This window comes from Streptomyces sp. NPDC028419 (genome assembly GCF_055565515.1).
Genome location: NZ_JBVHUE010000014.1, coordinates 146,973 through 166,363 on the forward strand (window position 1 = coordinate 146,973; position 19,391 = coordinate 166,363).

Here is a 19,391-nt window from a genome sequence, read left to right on the forward strand (position 1 = left end):
ACGCCGGCGGGGCTGACCTTGGCCCGGCGGGGTGGAGCTTCGGGCCCCTTTTTTTGTGGGCCGGAAGGCCCGTTGGGGCGGGCGACCTCGCAAAGTGGGGGTGGGCGCGGACTTGTTGGCCCGGAGCGGCCTTGACTCGGCCCCGAGGCTGGGATGCTTGGCTGTGCCAGGGATCGACAACGAGGGACGCGGGAGCTGCTGAGTCGTGGAAGACAGGGTGCGGGTGGTCATCGCCGAGGATTCAGTGCTGCTGCGTGAGGGCCTGACCCGGTTGCTGACCGACCGGGGGCATGACGTCGTAGCCGGCGTCGGGGACGCGGAAGCCCTGATCAAGACGGTGGCGGAGCTGGCGGCGGAGGACGCGCTGCCGGACGTGGTGGTGGCGGACGTACGGATGCCGCCGACCCACACCGACGAGGGGGTCCGGGCGGCCGTACGGCTGCGCAAGGACTACCCCGGGATCGGCGTGCTCGTGCTGTCGCAGTACGTCGAGGAGCAGTACGCCACCGAACTGCTGGCCGGTTCCAGCACCGGCGTGGGGTACCTGCTCAAGGACCGGGTGGCCGAGGTGCGCGAGTTCCTCGACGCGGTGGTCCGGGTGGCCCGGGGCGGCACGGCCCTGGACCCGGAGGTGGTCGCCCAGCTGCTGGGCCGCAGCCGCAAGCAGGACGTACTGGCGGGGCTCACGCCGCGCGAGCGCGAAGTGCTGGGGCTGATGGCCGAGGGGCGGACGAATTCGGCGGTGGCCAAGCAGCTGGTGGTCAGCGACGGAGCGGTGGAGAAGCACGTCAGCAACATCTTCATGAAGCTCGGCCTGTCGCCGAGTGACGGGGATCACCGGCGCGTGCTCGCCGTCCTCACCTATCTGAGATCCTGATCAACTGACACCCTGTCAGGCAATGCTGGAGCGCCTGGCACGACGGGGGTGTCGGAGAACCTGACGGCGGAGTGTCTCCTCACCGATGGTTTGCGCGGCGGGAGACACTCCGGACCAGGCCGTCCCACGGGACGGTCCAGCATATGAGCGGCCCAAGGAAGGACACCCTTACCGACGTAGGGTTGACCTTGCGAACGCCACGCCTCGAAGGAGGTCCAGTTCAGTGACCAGCCAGGTCAGTAGCCCAGCCGAGCAGGCCGACGGGGCCGGGGGTGCTGTTGTCGGTGGACAGCGCACGCCCGCGGGTCCCGGCGAGAAGGAAGTCCGTCGGCTGGACCGTGTGATCATCCGTTTCGCGGGTGACTCGGGTGACGGCATGCAGCTCACCGGTGACCGCTTCACGTCCGAGACGGCTTCTTTCGGCAACGACCTCTCCACGCTGCCGAACTTCCCTGCCGAGATCCGGGCGCCCGCCGGCACCCTGCCGGGCGTGTCCTCGTTCCAGCTGCACTTCGCCGACCACGACATCCTCACGCCCGGTGACGCGCCGAACGTGCTGGTCGCGATGAACCCGGCCGCCCTGAAGGCGAACATCGCCGACGTGCCGCGGGGCGCGGACATCATCGTGAACACCGACGAGTTCACCAAGCGCCCGATGGCGAAGGTCGGCTACGCGGTCTCGCCGCTGGAGGACGGCTCGCTCCAGGCGTACAACGTGCACCCGGTGCCGCTGACGACGCTGACCGTGGAGGCCCTCAAGGAGTACGGGCTCTCCCGGAAGGAGGCCGAGCGGAGCAAGAACATGTTCGCGCTGGGCCTGCTGTCGTGGATGTACCACCGGCCCACCGAGGGCACCGAGGCGTTCCTGCGCGCGAAGTTCGCGAAGAAGCCGCAGATCGCCGAGGCGAACGTGGCCGCCTTCCGGGCGGGCTGGAACTTCGGGGAGACCACCGAGGACTTCGCGGTGTCCTACGAGGTCGCGCCCGCGACGAAGGCCTTCCCGACCGGGACCTACCGCAACATCTCCGGGAACCTGGCCCTGTCCTACGGGCTGATCGCGGCCGGGCAGCAGGCCGACCTGCCGCTCTACCTGGGCTCGTACCCCATCACCCCGGCTTCCGACATCCTGCACGAGCTGTCCAAGCACAAGAACTTCGGCGTGCGGACCTTCCAGGCCGAGGACGAGATCGCGGGGATCGGGGCCGCTCTGGGGGCCGCCTTCGGCGGCTCGCTGGCGGTCACGACCACCTCCGGGCCGGGCGTGGCGCTGAAGTCGGAGACGATCGGGCTGGCGGTGTCGTTGGAGCTGCCGCTGCTGGTCGTGGACATCCAGCGCGGCGGGCCCTCGACGGGCCTGCCGACCAAGACGGAGCAGGCCGACCTGCTCCAGGCGATGTACGGGCGCAACGGCGAGGCCCCGGTTCCGATCGTGGCGCCGCGGACCCCGGCCGACTGCTTCGACGCCGCGCTGGACGCGGCGCGGATCGCGCTGACGTACCGGACGCCCGTCTTCCTGCTCTCCGACGGCTACCTCGCCAACGGGTCCGAGCCCTGGCGGATCCCGGACGTCACCGACCTCCCCGATCTGCGGGTGCCCTTCCAGGACGGCCCCAACCACCAGCTCGCCGACGGCACCGAGGTGTTCTGGCCCTACAAGCGGGACCCGCAGACCCTGGCCCGCCCGTGGGCCGTGCCCGGCACGCCGGGGCTGGAGCACCGCATCGGCGGGATCGAGAAGCAGGACGGCACCGGGAACATCTCCTACGACCCGGCCAACCACGACTTCATGGTCCGCACCCGCCAGGCCAAGATCGACGGCATCCAGGTCCCCGACCTCGACCTCGACGATCCCGACGGGGCGACCACCCTCGTGCTGGGCTGGGGCTCCACCTACGGCCCGATCACCGCGGCCGTACGCCGGCTGCGCCTGGCCGGGACCCCCATCGCCCAGGCCCACCTGCGCCACCTGAACCCCTTCCCCAGGAATCTGGAAGAGGTCCTGCGGCGTTACGACAAGGTAGTGGTGCCCGAGATGAACCTCGGCCAGCTGGCCACCCTGATCCGGGCGAAGTACCTGGTCGACGCCCGTTCGTACACCCAGGTCAACGGCATGCCCTTCAAGGCGGAACAGCTCGCCACGGTCCTCCAGGAGGCCATCAATGACTGAGGTCACCGACGCCCCCGCCCAGGCACCGACGCTGCTGTCGCTGGTCCCCAAGGCCGAGGCCAAGCAGTCGATGAAGGACTTCAAGTCCGACCAGGAAGTCCGCTGGTGCCCCGGCTGCGGCGACTACGCCGTCCTCGCCGCCGTCCAGGGCTTCATGCCGGAGCTCGGACTGGCGAAGGAGAACATCGTCTTCGTCTCCGGGATCGGCTGCTCCTCCCGCTTCCCGTACTACATGAACACCTACGGGATGCACTCCATCCACGGCCGCGCCCCCGCCATCGCCACGGGCCTGGCGACCTCGCGCCGCGACCTGTCGGTGTGGGTCGTCACCGGTGACGGCGACGCCCTGTCCATCGGCGGCAACCACCTGATCCACGCCCTGCGGCGCAACGTCAACCTCAAGATCCTGCTCTTCAACAACCGGATCTACGGGCTGACCAAGGGCCAGTACTCGCCCACCAGCGAGGTCGGGAAGCTCACCAAGTCCTCCCCGATGGGCTCCCTCGACGCGCCCTTCAACCCGGTCTCGCTCGCGATCGGCGCCGAAGCCACCTTCGTGGCCCGCACCGTCGACTCCGACCGCAAGCACCTCACCGAGGTCCTGCGCGCCGCGGCCGACCACCAGGGCACCGCGCTCGTCGAGATCTACCAGAACTGCAACATCTTCAACGACGGCGCCTTCGAGGTCCTCAAGGACCAGGAACAGGCGCAGGAGGCCGTCATCCGCCTCGAACACGGAGCGCCCATCCGTTTCGGGACGGACGGCTCCAAGGGCGTCGTCCGCGACCGCGCCACCGGCGACCTGCAGGTCGTCACGGTCACCCCGGACAACGAGGCCGACGTCCTGGTCCACGACGCGCGCACCACGTCGCCGACCAACGCCTTCGCGCTCTCCCGCCTCGCCGACCCGGACACCCTGCACCACACGCCCATCGGCGTGTTCCGCGACGTCGAGCGCCCCGTCTACGACACGCAGATGGCCGACCAGCTCGACACCGCCATCGAGCAGCACGGCAAGGGCGATCTGAGCACCCTGCTCACGGGCAACGACAACTGGACCGTCGTCGGCTGAGCCCGGCGCCACGGCCCCGCGCACGGGGCCCGGATCCCGGCCGACGGCTACGGGGTCCGGGCCCCGTCGTATGCCGCGCGGGCCCCGTCGTACGCCGCGCGGGCGGCCTGGACCTCGCCCGTACGGCGTTCCGTCCAGCGGGCCAGCGCCCACACCTGCTCGGCGGCCTCGCGCCCCAGCGGGGTGAGCGAGTAGTCGACCCGCGGCGGGATCACCGGCTGCGCGACCCGCAGCACGAAGCCGTCGCGCTCCAGCGTCTGGAGGGTCTGGGCCAGCATCTTCTCGCTGACCCCGCCCACCTCGCGGCGCAGTTCGCTGAAGCGGAACGACCGCTCCACGAGCGCGGCCAGTACCAGGACGCCCCAGCGGCTGGTGACGTGTTCCAGGACGCCCCGGGAGGGACACATGGGGGCCTTGACGCTCACTTCCGGAACTTCCGGAACTTCCGGCACTTCCGGCACTTCCGGTACTTCGACACTTACTTCCATGCCAGTACCTTACTTCAAAGTGGGTACTTACAAATAGTTAGCGTGCTCCGTAGGGTGGTGTCATCCACCGCAGGAACCCCCGAAGGAGCACCCCATGAGCATCGTCGTCACCGGAGCCACCGGAGCCCTCGGCCGCCTGGTCCTGGAGGACCTGCTGGCCACCGTCCCCGCCACGGAGATCGCCGCCGTCGTCCGCGACGAGGCCAAGGCCGCCGACCTCGCCGCGCGCGGCGTCGAGGTGCGCGTCGCGGACTACAGCGACCCCGCGAGCCTGGAGGGCGCCTTCCGCGCCGGGGACCGGGTCCTGATGATCTCCGGCAGCGAGGTCGGCCAGCGGGTGCCGCAGCACACCGCGGTGATCGAGGCCGCGAAGGCCGCCGGGGTGGCCCAGCTCGCCTACACCGGGATCCTCGGCGGCCCCGAGGCCGACTTCGACCTCGCCGCCGAGCACCGCGTCACCGAGCAGCTCATCCTCGACTCCGGGCTGCCCCACACCTTCCTGCGCAACGGCTGGTACCACGAGAACTACACCGCCCAGCTGGGCAACGTCCTGGAGCACGGCGCGGTCGTCGGCAGCGCCGGCGAGGGCCGGATCGCCTCCGCGGCCCGCGCCGACTACGCCGCCGCGGCGGCGGCCGTGGTGACCGGCGAGGGCCACCTGAACAAGGTCTACGAGCTCAGCGGCGACACCTCCTGGAGCCTGGCGGAGTACGCCGCCGAGGTCGCGGCGCAGTCCGGCCGCGAGATCGCCTACGCGGCCGTCCCGGCGGACGCGCACCTCGACATCCTCACCGGCGCCGGCGTCCCGGCGGGCTTCGCGGCGATCCTCGTCGACGTGGACGCGGCCATCTCGCGCGGCCGGCTCGCGGGCACCAGCGGGGACCTGGCCAAGCTGATCGGCCGCCCGACCACCCCGATCGCCACCGCCATCGCGGCCGCCCTGGCCTGAGCCGCGATGGAGACGCTCCGGATGTCATGACCGTCACCTGCCAACGGGCATGACATCCAGCTCCGGCGGCGCTACCTTCGTGAGGTTGGCGCGAAGTGACCCTGGAGGGCCCGTGAGCACAGAGAACGAGCAGCGCACGGGTTTGCTCTACGGATTCGGCGCCTACGGCCTGTGGGGCTTGGTGCCCCTCTTCTGGCCCTTGCTCAAGCCCGCCGAAGCGATCGAGATCCTCGCCCACCGCATGGTGTGGTCCCTGGTCGCCGTCGGCCTCGCCCTGCTCGTGATGCGCCGCTGGGGATGGATACGGGCCCTGGTCGGCCAGCCGCGCAAGCTCGGCCTGACCGCGCTCGCGGCCACCGTGATCTCGATCAACTGGGGCCTGTACATCTGGTCCGTGAACCACGGCCGGGTCGTCGAGGCCAGCCTCGGCTACTTCATCAACCCGCTGGTCACCATCGGCATCGGCGTCCTCGTCCTGGGCGAGCGGCTGCGCCGCACGCAGTGGGCGGCGGTCGCCGTCGGCTTCGCCGCCGTCGTGGTGCTGGCGATCGGCTACGGTCGGCCGCCGTGGATCTCGCTGGTGCTCGCCTGCTCCTTCGCGACCTACGGCCTGCTCAAGAAGAAGATCAACCTGAACGGCCTGGATTCCCTGGCCGCCGAGACCGCGCTGCTCTTCCCGCCGGCCCTCGGCTACCTCCTGTGGCTGACGGTCCAGGGCCACTCCACCTTCACCACCGGGGGCGTCGGGCACGCCGCCCTGCTGGCCTCGACCGGCCTGGTCACCGCGATCCCGCTGGTCTTCTTCGGCGCCGCGGCCATCCGGGTCCCGCTGTCCACCCTCGGCCTGCTCCAGTACCTGGCCCCGGTCTTCCAGTTCGGCCTCGGCGTCGTCTACTTCCACGAGGCCATGCCGCCCGAGCGCTGGGCCGGCTTCTCCCTCGTCTGGGCCGCGCTCGCCCTGCTGACCTGGGACGCATTGCGGACCTCACGGCGCTCCCGCGCGGCCCTCGCGGCGACCGTTTCGGCCACCGCGGCGCCCCCCTCGGGGGCCCCCGCGGCGACCCCGGTGACCCCGGCGCGCGAACCGGCGTAGCCGCGCATCATCCACCGCTCGATCCCCGGTACGGAACCTCCGTACCGGGGATCGTCCGTTTTCCGAACCCCACTGACCGGATTATGACCTTGACGGGCAGTCATACTCTCGCTGAACATCAGGCTCGCACTGACGCACGAACGCTCACTTGCTCTATCCCCGCAGTTCCGTCATATCCCCGCGGAATCCCGGAGCCCCCACATGAGCCTGTCCGTCTCACGGCGCCTGGCCGCCGTCACCGCGATCGCGGTGGCCGGCCTCTTCGCCTCCACCGCCCCCGCGGCGCTGGCCGCCCCCACCGCGGCCACGGCCGCGCCGACGCCGCCCGACATCCCCATAGCCAACGTCAAGGCGCACCTGACCCAACTCCAGTCGATCGCCACCGCCAACGGCGGCAACCGCGCGCACGGCAAGGCCGGTTACAAGGCCTCGATCGACTACGTGAAGGCCAAGCTGGACGCGGCCGGTTACACCACCACCCTGCAGACCTTCACCTCCAGCGGCGCCACCGGCTACAACCTGATCGCCGACTGGCCGGGCGGCGACCCGAACTCGGTCCTGATGTCCGGCTCGCACCTGGACTCGGTCAGCGCCGGTCCCGGCATCAACGACAACGGCTCCGGTTCGGCCGCCATCCTCGAAACGGCCCTCGCCGTCTCCCGGGCCGGGCTCCAGTCCACCAAGCACCTGCGCTTCGGCTGGTGGGGCGCGGAAGAGCTGGGCATGGTCGGATCGACGTACTACGTCAACAACCTGCCGAGCGCCGAGAAGTCGAAGATCTCCGGCTACCTGAACTTCGACATGATCGGGTCGCCGAACCCGGGCTACTTCGTCTACGACGACGACCCCACGATCGAGCAGACCTTCAAGACGTACTTCGCCGGCGTCGGCATCCCCACCGAGATCGAGACCGAGGGCGACGGCCGCTCCGACCACGCCCCCTTCAAGAACGCGGGCATCCCGGTCGGCGGCCTCTTCAGCGGCGCCGACTACATCAAGACCGCCGCGCAGGCCCAGAAGTGGGGCGGCACCTCCGGCAAGGCCTTCGACGCCTGCTACCACCGGTCGTGCGACACCTCGGCGAACATCAACGACGCGGCGCTGGACAAGAACAGCGACGCGATCGCCTACGCGGTCTGGACCCTGGGCGCGGCCGCCACGGTCCCGCCGGGCCCGTCCTTCGAGAACACGACGGACTACAACATCCCGGACTCCCCTGCCGCCGGCGTCAGTTCGCCGATCACCGTCTCGGGCGTCACGGGCAACGCCCCGGCGACCACGAAGGTGGACGTGAACATCGTCCACACCTACCGCGGTGACCTCCAGATCGACCTGATCGCCCCGGACGGCACGGCGTACCGGCTGAAGAACTCCAGCTCGGACTCGGCCGACAACGTCATCGCCTCCTACACGGTGAACGCGTCGAGCGAGGTCGCCAACGGCGTCTGGAAGCTCCAGGTGAAGGACGTGGCCGCGCAGGACATCGGCTACATCAACAGCTGGAAGATCACCTTCTGACAGCCCGAACGCGCCACCGCCGCCCGCTTCCCCCTCGGGGAGGCGGGCGGCGGTGGCGTCACGCGCCCTCGGCGCGCACCCGCAGGGTCTCCGGGACCGGCTCCTGTATCTGGGAGCGCAGCTCCTCGGCCACGGCGGAGATGTCGACCCGGCCCAGTTTCGCGGCCTCCACGAGATCACCGAGCGCCTCGGGCGAGGGCAGTTGCTTCGCCCCGGCCACCCGCAGGTACGAGCGGGTCGCCGCGGCCGCGTAGAACTCGTTCATCGGGGATTCCAGCGCCGGGCACACCGCGAGGGTGTGCAGGAAGGCGGCGGCCCGCCAGGCGGTGTCGGGGGCGGGCTGCTCGGGGACCAGCACCAGGTCGTTCTGGTGGCGGGCCACCGCGGCGGCCACCCCGGAGGGATCCCACACGGCGGGATCGGACGGGAGGTGGTGGGCCAGAGCGGTCCAGGCCCACTCCATGGTGATCTTCAATGGCCGAACCGCTCCTGGAAGTAGCCCCAGTGGTCGGCGAACTCCTCGATACCGGAGAGGAAGTTCTTGCGGTCCTCGTCCAGTTCGCGTTCGGTGACCTCGGTGATCAGCGCGGTGACCGTCGTCCCCAGCGCCGCCGCGCGCGCTTTGAGGCGCTCGTGGAACTCTTCCTCCAGGCGGATGGTGACGTGTCTCGACATGGCACTCACGGTACAGCGGGCCCGCTGTACGGAGGAGAGTTACGCCGGAAGGGTGGCCCGGGACACACGTCCTGGGCCACCCTTGTCGTACCTGTGCCCGCGTCCCGCGGGCGTCCGGACTACTTCGCCGCGTTGGCCGCCTGGACCAGGGCGTCCTTGGTGAGCGCACCCACATAGACCTTGCCGTCATCGGTGATCAGCGCATTGACCACGCGGGTCGAGAAGATCCGGCCGGAGCCGAACTTCCCGCTGACCTTGTCCCCGAGGCTGTCGAGGAGCTGCTTGGCCTCCTTGGGGGCGCCCTTCTCGTTCGCCTTGCCCTCGAAGTCCTTGAGCCCCTTGCCCGAGCCGGAGTCGATCCGGGCGACCGCGCCCCAGCCCTCACCGAGGACCGTGGTCCCGCCCTTGGCCCCGCCGCCGGTCAGGCCGTTCAGGCCGGGGATCGGCAGCGAGTCCATGCGGCGCTGCGCCTTGTCCCCGTGCGAGGCGTCGGAGCCCTCCCGCACCTTGGCGCCCTTGGGCGGGGTGAAGGTGAAGGTGTCGGCGGCGGGCTTGGCGAAGTCGACCTTGCTGAAGCCCGCGTCCACGATCGGCTTGCCGCCCTGGCTGGAGAGCACCTGGACGCGCAGCGGCACCCCGTTCTTGGCGTCCACCGCGATCTGGACGGACCCGATGGTGGAACCGGACGCCTTCGGCTTGAGCACCAGCTGGTAGGCGTCGCGTCCGGCCACCTGGGCCGTGTCGCCGACGCTCACGTCGGTGGTGGGTCCGGCGGCCTTCAGGGCCTCCTCGGCGAGCTGCGCGGGCGAGGTGGCGAGCCGGTCGGCCGTCTTGTGCTCCTTGCCCTTCTGGCCCGCCTTGGCGCCCGCTTCCTTGTCGTGGAAGACCTCGTTGGACTTGCTGTCGTAGCCCCAGACCTCATCACCGTTGTGGATGAGGCTGTACTCGTCCTTGCCGTCCAGGAAGGTGATCCGCTGGCGGTCCGGGCCGTCGGCCGCGACCTTGAAGGTGTGCGTGCCGGTGGCGAGCTGCGTGAGCTTGTCCTCCGGGTTCGCGGAACCGCCGGAGACGCCCCCGCCGCCGAGCAGGCCGGTCGCCAGCTTGGGCAGGCCGAGGTCGGTGCTGATCTTCGCGGTGCCGGACAGCTGCTGGGTGTCCGATGCCGCGATCTTCTCGATGAGCTGCTGCGCCGTCACCTTCGGAAGGTCCGGTCCGCTCGCGTTGGCGAAGGCCGGAATGAGTCCGACGGTCGCCACGGCCACTCCCACGACCACGACCGGTACCGCGTACCGCGAGGCCTTGCGAGGGGTCTTTACGTTCGCTGCCATGTCTCTGCCCTACCTCTGTGTGTAGGCGGCGACCTACCCATCCCGACATCTCAACGTCCACCCCGCGCCGCCACTCTCACCCGATCTGGTGGGGATGTGTGTCTCCATATGACCAAACGAAGGCCCTCCGGGGCATCACTCCTCGGAGCCAACTCCGTGTACGCCCGTGGGATGACATGACGAAGGCCCCCCGTCCCCATCCCGTAGGGGGTCGGAGGGCCTCGCCTCTGCCTTAGGACCTAGCCGGCCCGGTGGACCACCGCGTCGCACAGCTCTTCCAGGGCGGACTTCGCGAAGCACTCGGGCAGCGGGGCCAGCGTGGCCCGCGCGTCCTCGGCGTAGCGGATGGTGTCGCGCCGCGCCTGCTCCAGCGCCGGGTGCACCCGCAGCCGGGACAGCACCTCCGCGTGCCGGGCGTCGTCCGTCAGGTCGCCGTCCAGGAGGCGCACGAGCTCCAGGTCCTCCTCCCGCCCGTCCCGGGCGGCCATCTCCCGCAGCCGCAGCACCGGCAGGGTCGGGATGCCCTCGCGCAGGTCCGTGCCCGGCGTCTTGCCGGACTCGTGCGAGTCGGAGGCGATGTCGAGGACGTCGTCGGCGAGCTGGAAGGCGGTGCCGAGGCGCTCGCCGTACTGCGTGAGGATGTCGACGACCGACTCGTCGGCGCCGGACATCAGGGCGCCGAAGCGACCGGAGACGGCGATCAGCGAGCCGGTCTTGCCCGCGATGACGTCGAGGTAGTGGGCGACGGGGTCGCGGCCGTCGCGCGGACCGGCCGTCTCCAGGATCTGACCCGTCACCAGCCGCTCGAAGGCCTCGGCCTGGATCCGCACGGCCTCGGGGCCGAGGTCCGCCAGGATGTGCGAGGCACGGGCGAACAGGAAGTCACCCGTCAGGACCGCCACGGAGTTGCCCCAGCGCGTGTTCGCGCTGTCCACGCCGCGCCGGACGTCCGCCTCGTCCATGACGTCGTCGTGGTAGAGCGTCGCGAGGTGCGTCAGCTCCACGACCACCGCGGACGGCACGATGCCGGGCGCGTAGGGGTCGCCGAAGCGGGACGCGAGCATCACCAGCAGCGGCCGGAACCGCTTGCCGCCGGCTTTCACCAGATGCTGCGCGGCCTCGGTGATGAAGGGGACTTCGCTCTTGGTGGCCTCCAGCAGACCCGCCTCGACTGCGGCCAGTCCGGCCTGGACATCGCTCTCAAGAGCCTGGTCCCGCACGCTCAGTCCGAACGGCCCGACGACGGTCACGAGGGGTACTCCTGTCTGCTGACGATCACGGTGACGATCACCTGGATTGTCGATGTGTCGCTGCCATCACTCAAGCCAGCGTATCCGGTCTGTTTTCGATCACCGAGAGCGCCCGCCCGGTCGCGACCAGCGCACCGTCCGAACCACACCGGTATGTTCTTAAGGAGCCAATACGACCGGAGAATACGTTTTGTCCAGAACTGCTCCTGATATCGACGAACCGGCGGACCCGGAGGCCGACCAGCCGCCGCCCGGCGACGACCACGCCTTCCTCGGCCACCCCAGGGGCTTGGCGACGCTCTCCGGACTGGAGGTCTGGGAGCGCTTCTCGTTCCTGGGCATGCAGGCCATCCTCGTTCTCTACTTCGCGGACACCGTAGTCAACGGCGGCCTCGGAATGAATCCGGGAACCGCCGCGTCCGTGTCGGCCGCCTACGGAACCATGGTCTACCTGGTTTCCGTCGCCGGCGGCTGGCTCGCCGACCGGATCCTCGGCTCCTACCGATCCGTCCTGTGGGGCGGCGTCCTGATCGCCTGCGGCCACTACGCGATGGCCGTGCCGACCGCCGCCATGACCTGGGTGGGCCTCGGCCTGATCAGCGCCGGCACCGGCCTGCTCAAGCCCAATGTGGCCAGCATGGTCGGCAAGCTCTACCGCACCGAGGACCAGCGCCGCGACGCCGGCTTCGCCCTCTACTACATGGGCATCAACATCGGCGCCTTCGCCGGCCCGCTCATCACCGGCTGGCTCGGCGAGCACGAGGGCTGGCACTGGGGCTTCTCCGCCGCCGCGATCGGCATGACGGCCGGCCTGGTCCAATACGTCCTGGGACGCCGCCATCTGGCCGGACGAAAGCACTCCGCCGAGTACCCCCTCGCCCCCGCCGCGATGCGCCGCGCCGTGTGGAGCATCCTGGGCGGCCTGCTGGGCGTGGCGGTCCTCGCCACCCTGTTGGCCGCACTCGGCTGGCTCACCATGGGCCGGTTCGTCGACCTGCTCACCCTGATCTCGGTGATCGCCCCGGTCGTCTACTTCGCCGTCATGTTCCGCAGCCCCCGGGTGAGCGCCGAGGAACGCGGCCGGCTGCGCCCGTACGTGGTGCTCTTCCTCGCCTCCGTCGCCTTCAACTTCATCCTGTTCCAGGCGTACTCGACGATGATGCTGCTGGCCTCGACGAACGCCCAGACCTCCATCCTCGGCTTCCACTTCCCGGCCAGTTGGTACGCCTCCGCGCTCGGCGCCTTCGAGGTGGCGCTGGCCCCGGTCGTCGCGGCCGTCTGGGTCCGGATGGGCCGCCGCCAGCCGCACTCCTCCCGCAAGATCGCCCTCGGCGTGATCCTGGGCGGCCTGTCCTTCCTGCTGATGGTCGTCCCGACCTCCGGGCACGGGGGCGACGACGCCTTCAAGATGGCCGCCTGGTGGATCGTCGGCTCCTACCTGCTGCTCGGGCTCGGCGACGTACTGCTGGAGACCTCGGGCATGTCGGCCACCACCAAGCTCGCCCCGAAGGCCTACGCCAGCCAGACCATGGCCCTGTGGTTCCTCTCGCTGGCCCTCGCCAACGGCATCCAGGCCCAGGTGGTCAAGCTCTACGGCACGGTCTCCATCCCCGCCTACTTCGGCGTCAACGGCGCGATCGCGGTGGCCGCAGGCCTGGCCGTGATCGCCCTCGGGCCCTGGCTGAAGCGCACCATGCACCCCGTGCACTGACCCGCCTGTCCACCGACCTTCCCAGTACCGCGAGGGGCTGAGGCCGCGCATGAACATCCGTACCGACTTCCCGTACGGGACCACCCACGAGGATGTCCGGATTCCGCTCCCCGACGGAGTGACGCTGTACGCCCGTATCTGGCGGCCCGTGACGGACGAACCCGTTCCGGCGCTGCTGGAGTACCTCCCGTACCGGCTCAGCGACTGGACCGCGCCCCGTGACCAGCAGCGTCACCCCTGGTACGCCGGGCACGGTTACGCCTCGGTGCGGGTCGACGTGCGCGGCCACGGCAACAGCGGGGGCCACCCCGGCGACGAGTACGACGCGCGGGAACTGGCCGACGGGGTCGCCGTCGTGGAGTGGCTGGCCGCACAGCCCTGGTGCACCGGCGCGGTCGGCATGTTCGGCATCTCCTGGGGCGGCTTCAACTCCCTCCAGATCGCCGCCCTCGCGCCCGAGCCGCTCAAGGCGGTCGTCACCGTCTGCTCCACCGACGACCGCTACGACAACGACGTGCACTACATGGGCGGCTCGGTCCTCGCCGTCGACATGCACGCCTGGGCCGCCACCATGCTCGCCTTCGCCGCCCGCCCGCCGGACCCGCTCTACGCGGGCGACGGCTGGAAGGAGCAGTGGCTGGACCGGCTGGAGTCCCTCCAGCCGCTCGTCCACACCTGGCTCGCGCACCAGACCCGCGACGCGTACTGGAAGCACGGCAGCGTCTGCGAGGACTACTCCGCGATCGGCGCGGCCGTCCTCGCCGTCGGCGGCTGGCACGACCCCTACCGGGACACCGTCCTGCGGCTGGTCGAACACCTGCCGGCCGACCGGGTGCGCGGCCTGATCGGCCCCTGGTCGCACCAGTACCCCGACCGCGGCCTGCCGCCGGGACCCGCGATCGGCTTCCTCCAGGAGACCCTGCGCTGGTGGGACCACTGGCTGAAGGGGGTGGACAACGGGGTCATGGACGAGCCGCTGCTGCGCTCCTGGATCAGCGAGTCGCACCGCCCGGCCACCGTCTACGAGCGGATGGAGGGCCGCTGGGTCGGCGACCCGGCCTGGCCCTCGCCGGCGGTCGCGCCGCACACCTACGCGCTCCAGGGCGACCCGGTCCTCGTCGTGTCCCCGCAGCACACCGGCCTGGATGCGGGCCGCTTCTTCCCCTTCGGCAACGACGGCGACCTGCCGCCGGACCAGCGCGAGGAGGACGCCAAGTCGGCCTGCTTCGAGTTCCCGGTGGGCGCCGGCGGGCGGCTGGAGGTCCTGGGGCGGCCCCGGGTCACCCTGCGGCTGCGGATGGACGTGCCGTACGGGCAGGTCGTCGCCCGGGTCTGCGACGTGGCGCCCGACGGGTCCTCGACGCTGGTCACCCGGGGCGCGCTGAACCTGTCCGCGCGGCGGGGGCGGGACAAGGCGGTGCCGTGGCCGGTGGGCGCGTACGAGGACGTCGCCTTCGAGCTGAACGGCATCGGGCACGCCTTTCCGCCCGGGCACCGGATCCGGCTCGCGGTGTCCTCCGCGTACTGGCCGTGGATCTGGCCGCGGGCCGGGTCCGAGGCGGGCTGGACGCTGGAGCCCGCGGGGAGCGCGCTGACCCTGCCGGTCCGGGACCCGGCCGTGGGGGCGGGGCCGGAGGTCGTCTTCGAGCCGCCGGAGCAGTCCGAGGGGCTCGGCGTGGTCCACCCCGAGACGTTGGACGAGCCGCGGCCGGAGCGGCTGGTCGTGCGGGACGTGGCGCGCGGGCTCTGGCGGCTGGAGGTGGACCCGCGGTACGGCGGGACGCGGGTGTACCCGGACGGGCTGGAGTTCAGCGAGGACGCGCGGGAGGTGTACGAGATCGAGGACGGCGACCCCTTGTCGGCCCGGACCGTCTCGGACTGGCGGATCCGGTTGCACCGGCCGGAGCGGGGGTGGGACGCGAGGGTGGAGACCCGGTCGGAGATCTCGTGCGACGAGGGTGGCTTCGTGACGTCCGACGAGGTCGTGTGCCGTGAGGGTGACGAGGTCCTCTTCCACCGCACCTGGCAACGCCGCCTCCCCCGCACAGCGGGCTGACCCCGCCCCGCCCCTCAATCGCCGGGCGGGCTGAATCGAGCCCGGCCCGCCCCACCGATTGCCCTCAAACGCCGGGCGGGCTGGATTGGGCCCGGCACCGCCCGCCCGCGCGGCTCACAGACTGCCCTCAAACGCCGGGCGGGCTGGATTGGGCCCGGCACCGCCCGCCCGTGCGGCTCACAGACTGCCCTCAAACGCCGGGCGGGCTGGATTGGGCCCGGCACCGGCCGCCCGTGCGGCTCACAGACTGCCCTCAAACGCCGGGCGGGCTGGATTGGGCCCGGCACCGGCCGCCCGTGCTGTCTCCGACGGGCTCGAATTCCAGCCTCGCCGGCGTTTGAGGCGCCCCCGGAGGGAGGGGGGCGGCGCGGGCTGGATCGGGCCCGGGTCACAGACTGCCCTCAAACGCCGGGCGGGCTGAATTGGGCGGGCCGGGAATCCAGCCTCGCCGGCGATTGAGGCGCCCCCGGAAGGGGAGCCGCGGCGCGGGCTGGATTGGGCGGGCCGGGGGTTCAGCCCCGCCGGCGTTTGAGGCGCCCCCGGAGGGAGGGGGTGGGGGCTCGTTACGCGTACAGGCGTTCCAGGACCACCGCGATGCCGTCCGCTTCGTTCGACAGGGTCACCTCGTCCGCCACCGCGACCAACTCGCGGTGGGCGTTCGCCATGGCCACCCCATGGGCGGCCCAGGCGAACATGGGGATGTCGTTCGGCATGTCGCCGAAGGCGATCGTCGAGGACCCGTCCAGGCCCAGGACGGCCGCCGCCCGCCCCAGCCCACTGGCCTTGTCGATGCCCGGCGGCTGGATCTCCACCGTGTGCTCCCCGGCCATCGTGATGTTGACGAGGTCACCGACCACGCCCCGCGCGATCCGGGTCAGTTCGTCGTCGTCCAGCTCGGGGTGCTGGAGCAGCACCTTGTTGATCGGGGCCGACCACAGGTCCGCCCGGCGCGGCACGCGGACCGTCGGCAGGTGCGGGTGCCACATCCGGTAGCCGGGCCCCATCAGCATCTCCGCGTCCAGCCCCTCCCGGTTGACGGCCGCGAACACCTCACCGACCTCCGCCTCGATCTTGCCGAGGGCGACCTCCGCCAGATCCCGGTCCAGGGCGACGGAGTGCAGCATCCGACCCTCCGCCGCGTCGTACAACTGCGCGCCCTGTCCGCACACCGCGAGCCCCGTGTAGCCGAGGTCGTCCAGGACGTGCCGGACCTGTGGGACGGGGCGCCCGGTGACGATGATGTGCCGGGCGCCTGCTGCGCGCGCCGTCGCGAGCGCCGCGTACGAACGGGCGGAAACTGTGTCACCTGCGCGCAGCAGCGTCCCGTCCAGGTCAGTGGCGATCAGGGCGTACGGGAGGGCGCGAAGGGGGGCGGAAGTCACGGGTTCAAGGATACGGACCTCGTTGGACAAGTCCTACAAATAGCGCCCGAATCCGGCCTCCCGCAGGCCCCACCAGGCACGTAACGTGTCAACAAAACCCGGGACACCCCCGGGCCGCCCGGAAAGCGAGGCAGTATCCCATGCCCCTGCAGAGCCCCCTCGACGTACCCGAGGGCGACCCGTTCGGGCCGCACAACCTCCCGTACGGCGTGTTCTCCACCGCCGAGGAGACGGGCGGGGACGCGGAGCCCCGACGGCGCATCGGCGTGCGGATCGGCGGGTACGTGCTGGACGCCGGAGCCGTCGCCCTCGCGCTCGGGTCCCCGTACGCCGGGCTGCTCGGCCAGCCCTCCCTCAACCCGCTGCTGGCGGCCGGCCGCACCGCCTGGCACGACGTGCGCCGCGCGCTCACCGCGTGGGTCACCGACCCGGGCCACCGGCCCGCCGTCGAGCCCCACCTGGTGCCGCTCGCGGCCGTCACCCTGCACCTGCCGTACGAGGTCGCGGACTACGTCGACTTCTACGCGAGCGAGCACCACGCCACCAACGTCGGGCAGATCTTCCGCCCGGACGGCGACGCGCTCACCCCCAACTGGAAGCACCTGCCCATCGGTTACCACGGCCGCGCGGGCACCCTGGTCGTCTCCGGCACGGACGTCGTGCGGCCCTCGGGCCAGCGCAAGGCGCCCGCGGACCCGGCGCCCGTCTTCGGCCCGAGCGTCAAGCTCGACATCGAGGCGGAGGTCGGCTTCGTCGTCGGCACCCCCTCCGAGCTGGGCACGGTCGTGCCGCTCGGCGACTTCCGCGAGCACGTCTTCGGCCTCTTCCTGCTGAACGACTGGTCGGCGCGCGACATCCAGGCGTGGGAGTACGTGCCGCTCGGCCCCTTCCTCGGCAAGTCCTTCGCGACCTCCGTCTCCGCCTGGGTCACCCCTCTGGAGGCCCTGGACGCGGCCCGCGTGGCGCCCCCGGCCCGCGACTTCCCGCTGCTGCCCTACCTCGACGACTCCGAGGCCGGCGCCGACGAGCAGGGCGGCTTCGACCTGCACATCACGGTCGCGATCAACGGCCACGAGGTCGCGCACCCGCCGTTCTCCTCGATGTACTGGACCGCGGCGCAGCAGCTCGCCCACATGACCGTCAACGGCGCCTCCCTGCGCACCGGCGACGTCTACGGGTCCGGCACGGTCAGCGGCCCCGAGACCGGCCAGCGCGGCTCCCTCCTGGAGCTGACCTGGAACGGCCGCGACGCCCTGGAGCTCCCCGACGGCAAGCGGACCTTCCTGGAGGACGGCGACACCGTCACCCTGACCGCCTGGGCCCCGGGCCCGGACGGCACCAAGGTCGGCCTCGGCGAGGTCACCGGCACGATCACGGCCGCGCGCCCCTGACCCGGCGCCGCTCCCCCGGCCCCGCCCGCGCGGCGGGGCCGGGGACCCGGCCGACCCCCCTTTGGGCCACACCACGTGCGCCCGCGCACGCTCCCGGCCAGGGTGGACCCACGTCCCCCACCCGCCAGGAGCCCCGATGTCCGTACGCCCCCTGAAGGCCGCCCTGACCTGCCTGGCCGCCGCGTCCATAGCCCTGGCCGCCGTCCCCGCGGCCCAGGCGGTGGACGGTCCGGCGCCCGATCCCCGCAACGCGCAGGCGATGCGCGACCTGGCCACGGCGATGGCGGTGACCGCCAAGTACGTGGACGAGCGGGAGGCGATCAAGGACGGCTACGTCCCGCACGGCATGGAGTGCATGACCAACCCCTTCGGGGTGGGCGCCATGGGCTACCACTACGTCAAGGAAGCCAACTGGGGTTCGACGGACCCGAGCAGGCCGGCCGCGCTCCTCTACAGCAGCACGAAGGACTCCCACGGCCGCCGCACGCTCGAAACCGTGGAGTGGATGTCCGCCGACCGCGACCAGGACATGAAGACCACCGACGACCGGCCGAGCATGTTCGGACTGCCCTTCGACGGCCCCATGCCCGGCCACTGGGCGGGCATGCCCAAGCACTACGACCTCCACCTGTGGGCCTACAAGGAGAACCCGGCCGGCCGCTTCCACAACTGGAACCCGGCCCTGACCTGCCCGAAGACCTCCGAGCCCGCCGATCCGGCCCACGCTCACCCGTAAGAGCGGTGCTTCCCGGTTTCCCGGCGATACGCTGAGCGGACTCGCGAGACTCTGCCCCATGGGAGCACTGATGAGCGTCGAATCCGCAGCGCCACAGCCTGAACCGGAGCCGGGGCCACACTGGCCGATCCCGCCGGCAGGCGGCTGGACCGCGGACGACCTGGACACGCTTCCGAATCTGCCTCCGCACACGGAGCTGATCGACGGGAGCCTGGTTTTCGTGAGTCCGCAGAGCGTCTTCCACGAGCGGGCCATCGACTTGTGCAAGTGGCAACTGCAATCGGTGGCCCCTGACGACTTCGAGGTCTTCCGCGAAATCACCATCGACATCGACAAGGGGAACCGGCCCGAGCCGGACGTCGTCGTCGTACGCGCGGACGTTGTCGATGCTCTGGAACAGACTCGATTCCCTGCCGAGGCCGTGGTTCTCGCCATCGAAGTGGTCTCCCCCGACTCGATCGGGCGCGACCGCGAAGCGAAGCCGTTGAAGTACGCCACGGCCGGGATCCTCCACTTCTGGCGGGTGGAGAACAAGGACGGCCGGGCCGTGGTCTACGTCTACGAACTCGACCCCGCCACCCAGAAGTACGTCGCCACCGGCATCTTCCACGACCGCCTGAAAGTTTCCGTTCCGTTCCCCATCGACCTGGACCTCGACGCGATCACGCCGAAGCGCCGGCGCCCCGAGTAGTCCCGTA

17 protein-coding genes are annotated in these 19,391 nt (G+C 71.0%); 11 read left to right on the top strand and 6 right to left on the bottom strand.

The window, feature by feature from the left end; genetic code table 11:
* The first annotated feature begins 217 nt into the window (after positions 1-217).
* From ACZ4UB_RS18460 to ACZ4UB_RS18470, 3 genes are all read left to right on the top strand, one after another.
* Positions 218-877 carry a response regulator transcription factor gene (locus ACZ4UB_RS18460; protein WP_330335137.1) on the top strand — a complete coding sequence of 220 codons (660 nt, stop codon included), beginning with the start codon at positions 218-220 and terminating at the stop codon, positions 875-877.
* A gap of 223 nt (positions 878-1,100) precedes the next feature.
* Positions 1,101-3,044 (top strand): 2-oxoacid:acceptor oxidoreductase subunit alpha, encoded by a 1,944-nt coding sequence (locus ACZ4UB_RS18465; protein WP_468071343.1) that lies wholly within the window; start codon positions 1,101-1,103, stop codon positions 3,042-3,044.
* The gene (locus ACZ4UB_RS18470) at positions 3,037-4,116 is read left to right on the top strand and encodes a 2-oxoacid:ferredoxin oxidoreductase subunit beta (protein ID WP_468071345.1); all 1,080 of its coding nucleotides are present in this window, start codon (positions 3,037-3,039) and stop codon (positions 4,114-4,116) included. The genes ACZ4UB_RS18465 and ACZ4UB_RS18470 overlap by 8 nt, the downstream gene beginning before the upstream one ends.
* A gap of 47 nt (positions 4,117-4,163) precedes the next feature.
* On the opposite strand, the gene ACZ4UB_RS18475 is transcribed toward ACZ4UB_RS18470, so the two are convergent.
* The gene (locus tag ACZ4UB_RS18475) at positions 4,164-4,523 is read right to left on the bottom strand and encodes a winged helix-turn-helix transcriptional regulator (RefSeq protein ID WP_468071414.1); all 360 of its coding nucleotides are present in this window, start codon (positions 4,521-4,523) and stop codon (positions 4,164-4,166) included.
* A 175-nt stretch (positions 4,524-4,698) separates the two neighbouring features.
* Between ACZ4UB_RS18475 and ACZ4UB_RS18480 the strand changes: the two genes are divergently transcribed.
* The 3 genes from ACZ4UB_RS18480 to ACZ4UB_RS18490 all read left to right on the top strand — a co-directional run bounded on the left by ACZ4UB_RS18480 (position 4,699) and on the right by ACZ4UB_RS18490 (position 8,164).
* Complete coding sequence (locus ACZ4UB_RS18480) at positions 4,699-5,553, top strand: SDR family oxidoreductase (protein ID WP_468071347.1); 855 nt, start codon at positions 4,699-4,701, stop codon at positions 5,551-5,553.
* Positions 5,554-5,665: 112 nt separating this feature from the next.
* Positions 5,666-6,646 carry an EamA family transporter RarD gene (gene rarD / locus ACZ4UB_RS18485; protein ID WP_468071349.1) on the top strand — a complete coding sequence of 327 codons (981 nt, stop codon included), beginning with the start codon at positions 5,666-5,668 and terminating at the stop codon, positions 6,644-6,646.
* Between the two features lie 201 nt (positions 6,647-6,847).
* On the top strand, positions 6,848-8,164 hold the full coding sequence (locus ACZ4UB_RS18490) for a M28 family metallopeptidase (protein ID WP_354382706.1): 1,317 nt from the start codon (positions 6,848-6,850) through the stop codon (positions 8,162-8,164).
* Positions 8,165-8,222: 58 nt separating this feature from the next.
* On the opposite strand, the gene ACZ4UB_RS18495 is transcribed toward ACZ4UB_RS18490, so the two are convergent.
* The 4 genes from ACZ4UB_RS18495 to ACZ4UB_RS18510 all read right to left on the bottom strand — a co-directional run bounded on the left by ACZ4UB_RS18495 (position 8,223) and on the right by ACZ4UB_RS18510 (position 11,417).
* The gene (locus tag ACZ4UB_RS18495; RefSeq protein ID WP_354382705.1) at positions 8,223-8,639 is read right to left on the bottom strand and encodes a hypothetical protein; all 417 of its coding nucleotides are present in this window, start codon (positions 8,637-8,639) and stop codon (positions 8,223-8,225) included.
* The gene (locus ACZ4UB_RS18500; RefSeq protein WP_239516343.1) at positions 8,636-8,839 is read right to left on the bottom strand and encodes a ribbon-helix-helix domain-containing protein; all 204 of its coding nucleotides are present in this window, start codon (positions 8,837-8,839) and stop codon (positions 8,636-8,638) included. The genes ACZ4UB_RS18495 and ACZ4UB_RS18500 overlap by 4 nt, the downstream gene beginning before the upstream one ends.
* Positions 8,840-8,958: 119 nt before the next feature.
* Positions 8,959-10,167 (bottom strand): LolA family protein, encoded by a 1,209-nt coding sequence (locus ACZ4UB_RS18505; RefSeq protein ID WP_468071352.1) that lies wholly within the window; start codon positions 10,165-10,167, stop codon positions 8,959-8,961.
* Between the two features lie 239 nt (positions 10,168-10,406).
* Positions 10,407-11,417 (bottom strand): polyprenyl synthetase family protein, encoded by a 1,011-nt coding sequence (locus ACZ4UB_RS18510; protein WP_354382703.1) that lies wholly within the window; start codon positions 11,415-11,417, stop codon positions 10,407-10,409.
* Positions 11,418-11,607: 190 nt separating this feature from the next.
* On the opposite strand from ACZ4UB_RS18510, the gene ACZ4UB_RS18515 reads away from it, so the two are divergent.
* Together ACZ4UB_RS18515 and ACZ4UB_RS18520 are read left to right on the top strand one after the other, a co-directional pair.
* Positions 11,608-13,128 carry a peptide MFS transporter gene (locus ACZ4UB_RS18515; RefSeq protein WP_468071354.1) on the top strand — a complete coding sequence of 507 codons (1,521 nt, stop codon included), beginning with the start codon at positions 11,608-11,610 and terminating at the stop codon, positions 13,126-13,128.
* Positions 13,129-13,177: 49 nt separating this feature from the next.
* Complete coding sequence (locus ACZ4UB_RS18520; protein WP_468071356.1) at positions 13,178-15,184, top strand: CocE/NonD family hydrolase; 2,007 nt, start codon at positions 13,178-13,180, stop codon at positions 15,182-15,184.
* 563 nt (positions 15,185-15,747) lie between these two features.
* Here ACZ4UB_RS18520 and ACZ4UB_RS18525 read toward each other — a convergent pair.
* Positions 15,748-16,566, bottom strand: a complete 819-nt coding sequence (locus ACZ4UB_RS18525) for an HAD family hydrolase (protein WP_467956204.1) — start codon at positions 16,564-16,566, stop codon at positions 15,748-15,750.
* 140 nt (positions 16,567-16,706) lie between these two features.
* Between ACZ4UB_RS18525 and fahA the strand changes: the two genes are divergently transcribed.
* The 3 genes from fahA (at position 16,707) to ACZ4UB_RS18540 (ending at position 19,384) form a co-directional block, all read left to right on the top strand.
* Complete coding sequence (gene fahA / locus ACZ4UB_RS18530; RefSeq protein ID WP_468071358.1) at positions 16,707-17,957, top strand: fumarylacetoacetase; 1,251 nt, start codon at positions 16,707-16,709, stop codon at positions 17,955-17,957.
* A gap of 136 nt (positions 17,958-18,093) precedes the next feature.
* A complete protein-coding gene (locus ACZ4UB_RS18535; protein WP_468071360.1) occupies positions 18,094-18,693 on the top strand; it encodes a hypothetical protein in 600 nt (199 codons plus the stop codon).
* 70 nt (positions 18,694-18,763) lie between these two features.
* A complete protein-coding gene (locus ACZ4UB_RS18540) occupies positions 18,764-19,384 on the top strand; it encodes a Uma2 family endonuclease (RefSeq protein ID WP_468071362.1) in 621 nt (206 codons plus the stop codon).
* Positions 19,385-19,391: the final 7 nt, after the last annotated feature.

Coding starts and splice junctions, on each gene's coding strand:
- ACZ4UB_RS18470 (WP_468071345.1), top strand. CDS start 3,037: ATGACTGAGGTCACCGACGCCCCCGCCCAGGCACCGACGCTGCTGTCG.
- ACZ4UB_RS18475 (WP_468071414.1), bottom strand. CDS start 4,523: ATGTGTCCCTCCCGGGGCGTCCTGGAACACGTCACCAGCCGCTGGGGC.
- ACZ4UB_RS18480 (WP_468071347.1), top strand. CDS start 4,699: ATGAGCATCGTCGTCACCGGAGCCACCGGAGCCCTCGGCCGCCTGGTC.
- ACZ4UB_RS18490 (WP_354382706.1), top strand. CDS start 6,848: ATGAGCCTGTCCGTCTCACGGCGCCTGGCCGCCGTCACCGCGATCGCG.
- ACZ4UB_RS18500 (WP_239516343.1), bottom strand. CDS start 8,839: ATGTCGAGACACGTCACCATCCGCCTGGAGGAAGAGTTCCACGAGCGC.
- ACZ4UB_RS18505 (WP_468071352.1), bottom strand. CDS start 10,167: ATGGCAGCGAACGTAAAGACCCCTCGCAAGGCCTCGCGGTACGCGGTA.
- ACZ4UB_RS18520 (WP_468071356.1), top strand. CDS start 13,178: ATGAACATCCGTACCGACTTCCCGTACGGGACCACCCACGAGGATGTC.
- fahA (WP_468071358.1), top strand. CDS start 16,707: ATGCCCCTGCAGAGCCCCCTCGACGTACCCGAGGGCGACCCGTTCGGG.
- ACZ4UB_RS18535 (WP_468071360.1), top strand. CDS start 18,094: ATGTCCGTACGCCCCCTGAAGGCCGCCCTGACCTGCCTGGCCGCCGCG.
- ACZ4UB_RS18540 (WP_468071362.1), top strand. CDS start 18,764: ATGAGCGTCGAATCCGCAGCGCCACAGCCTGAACCGGAGCCGGGGCCA.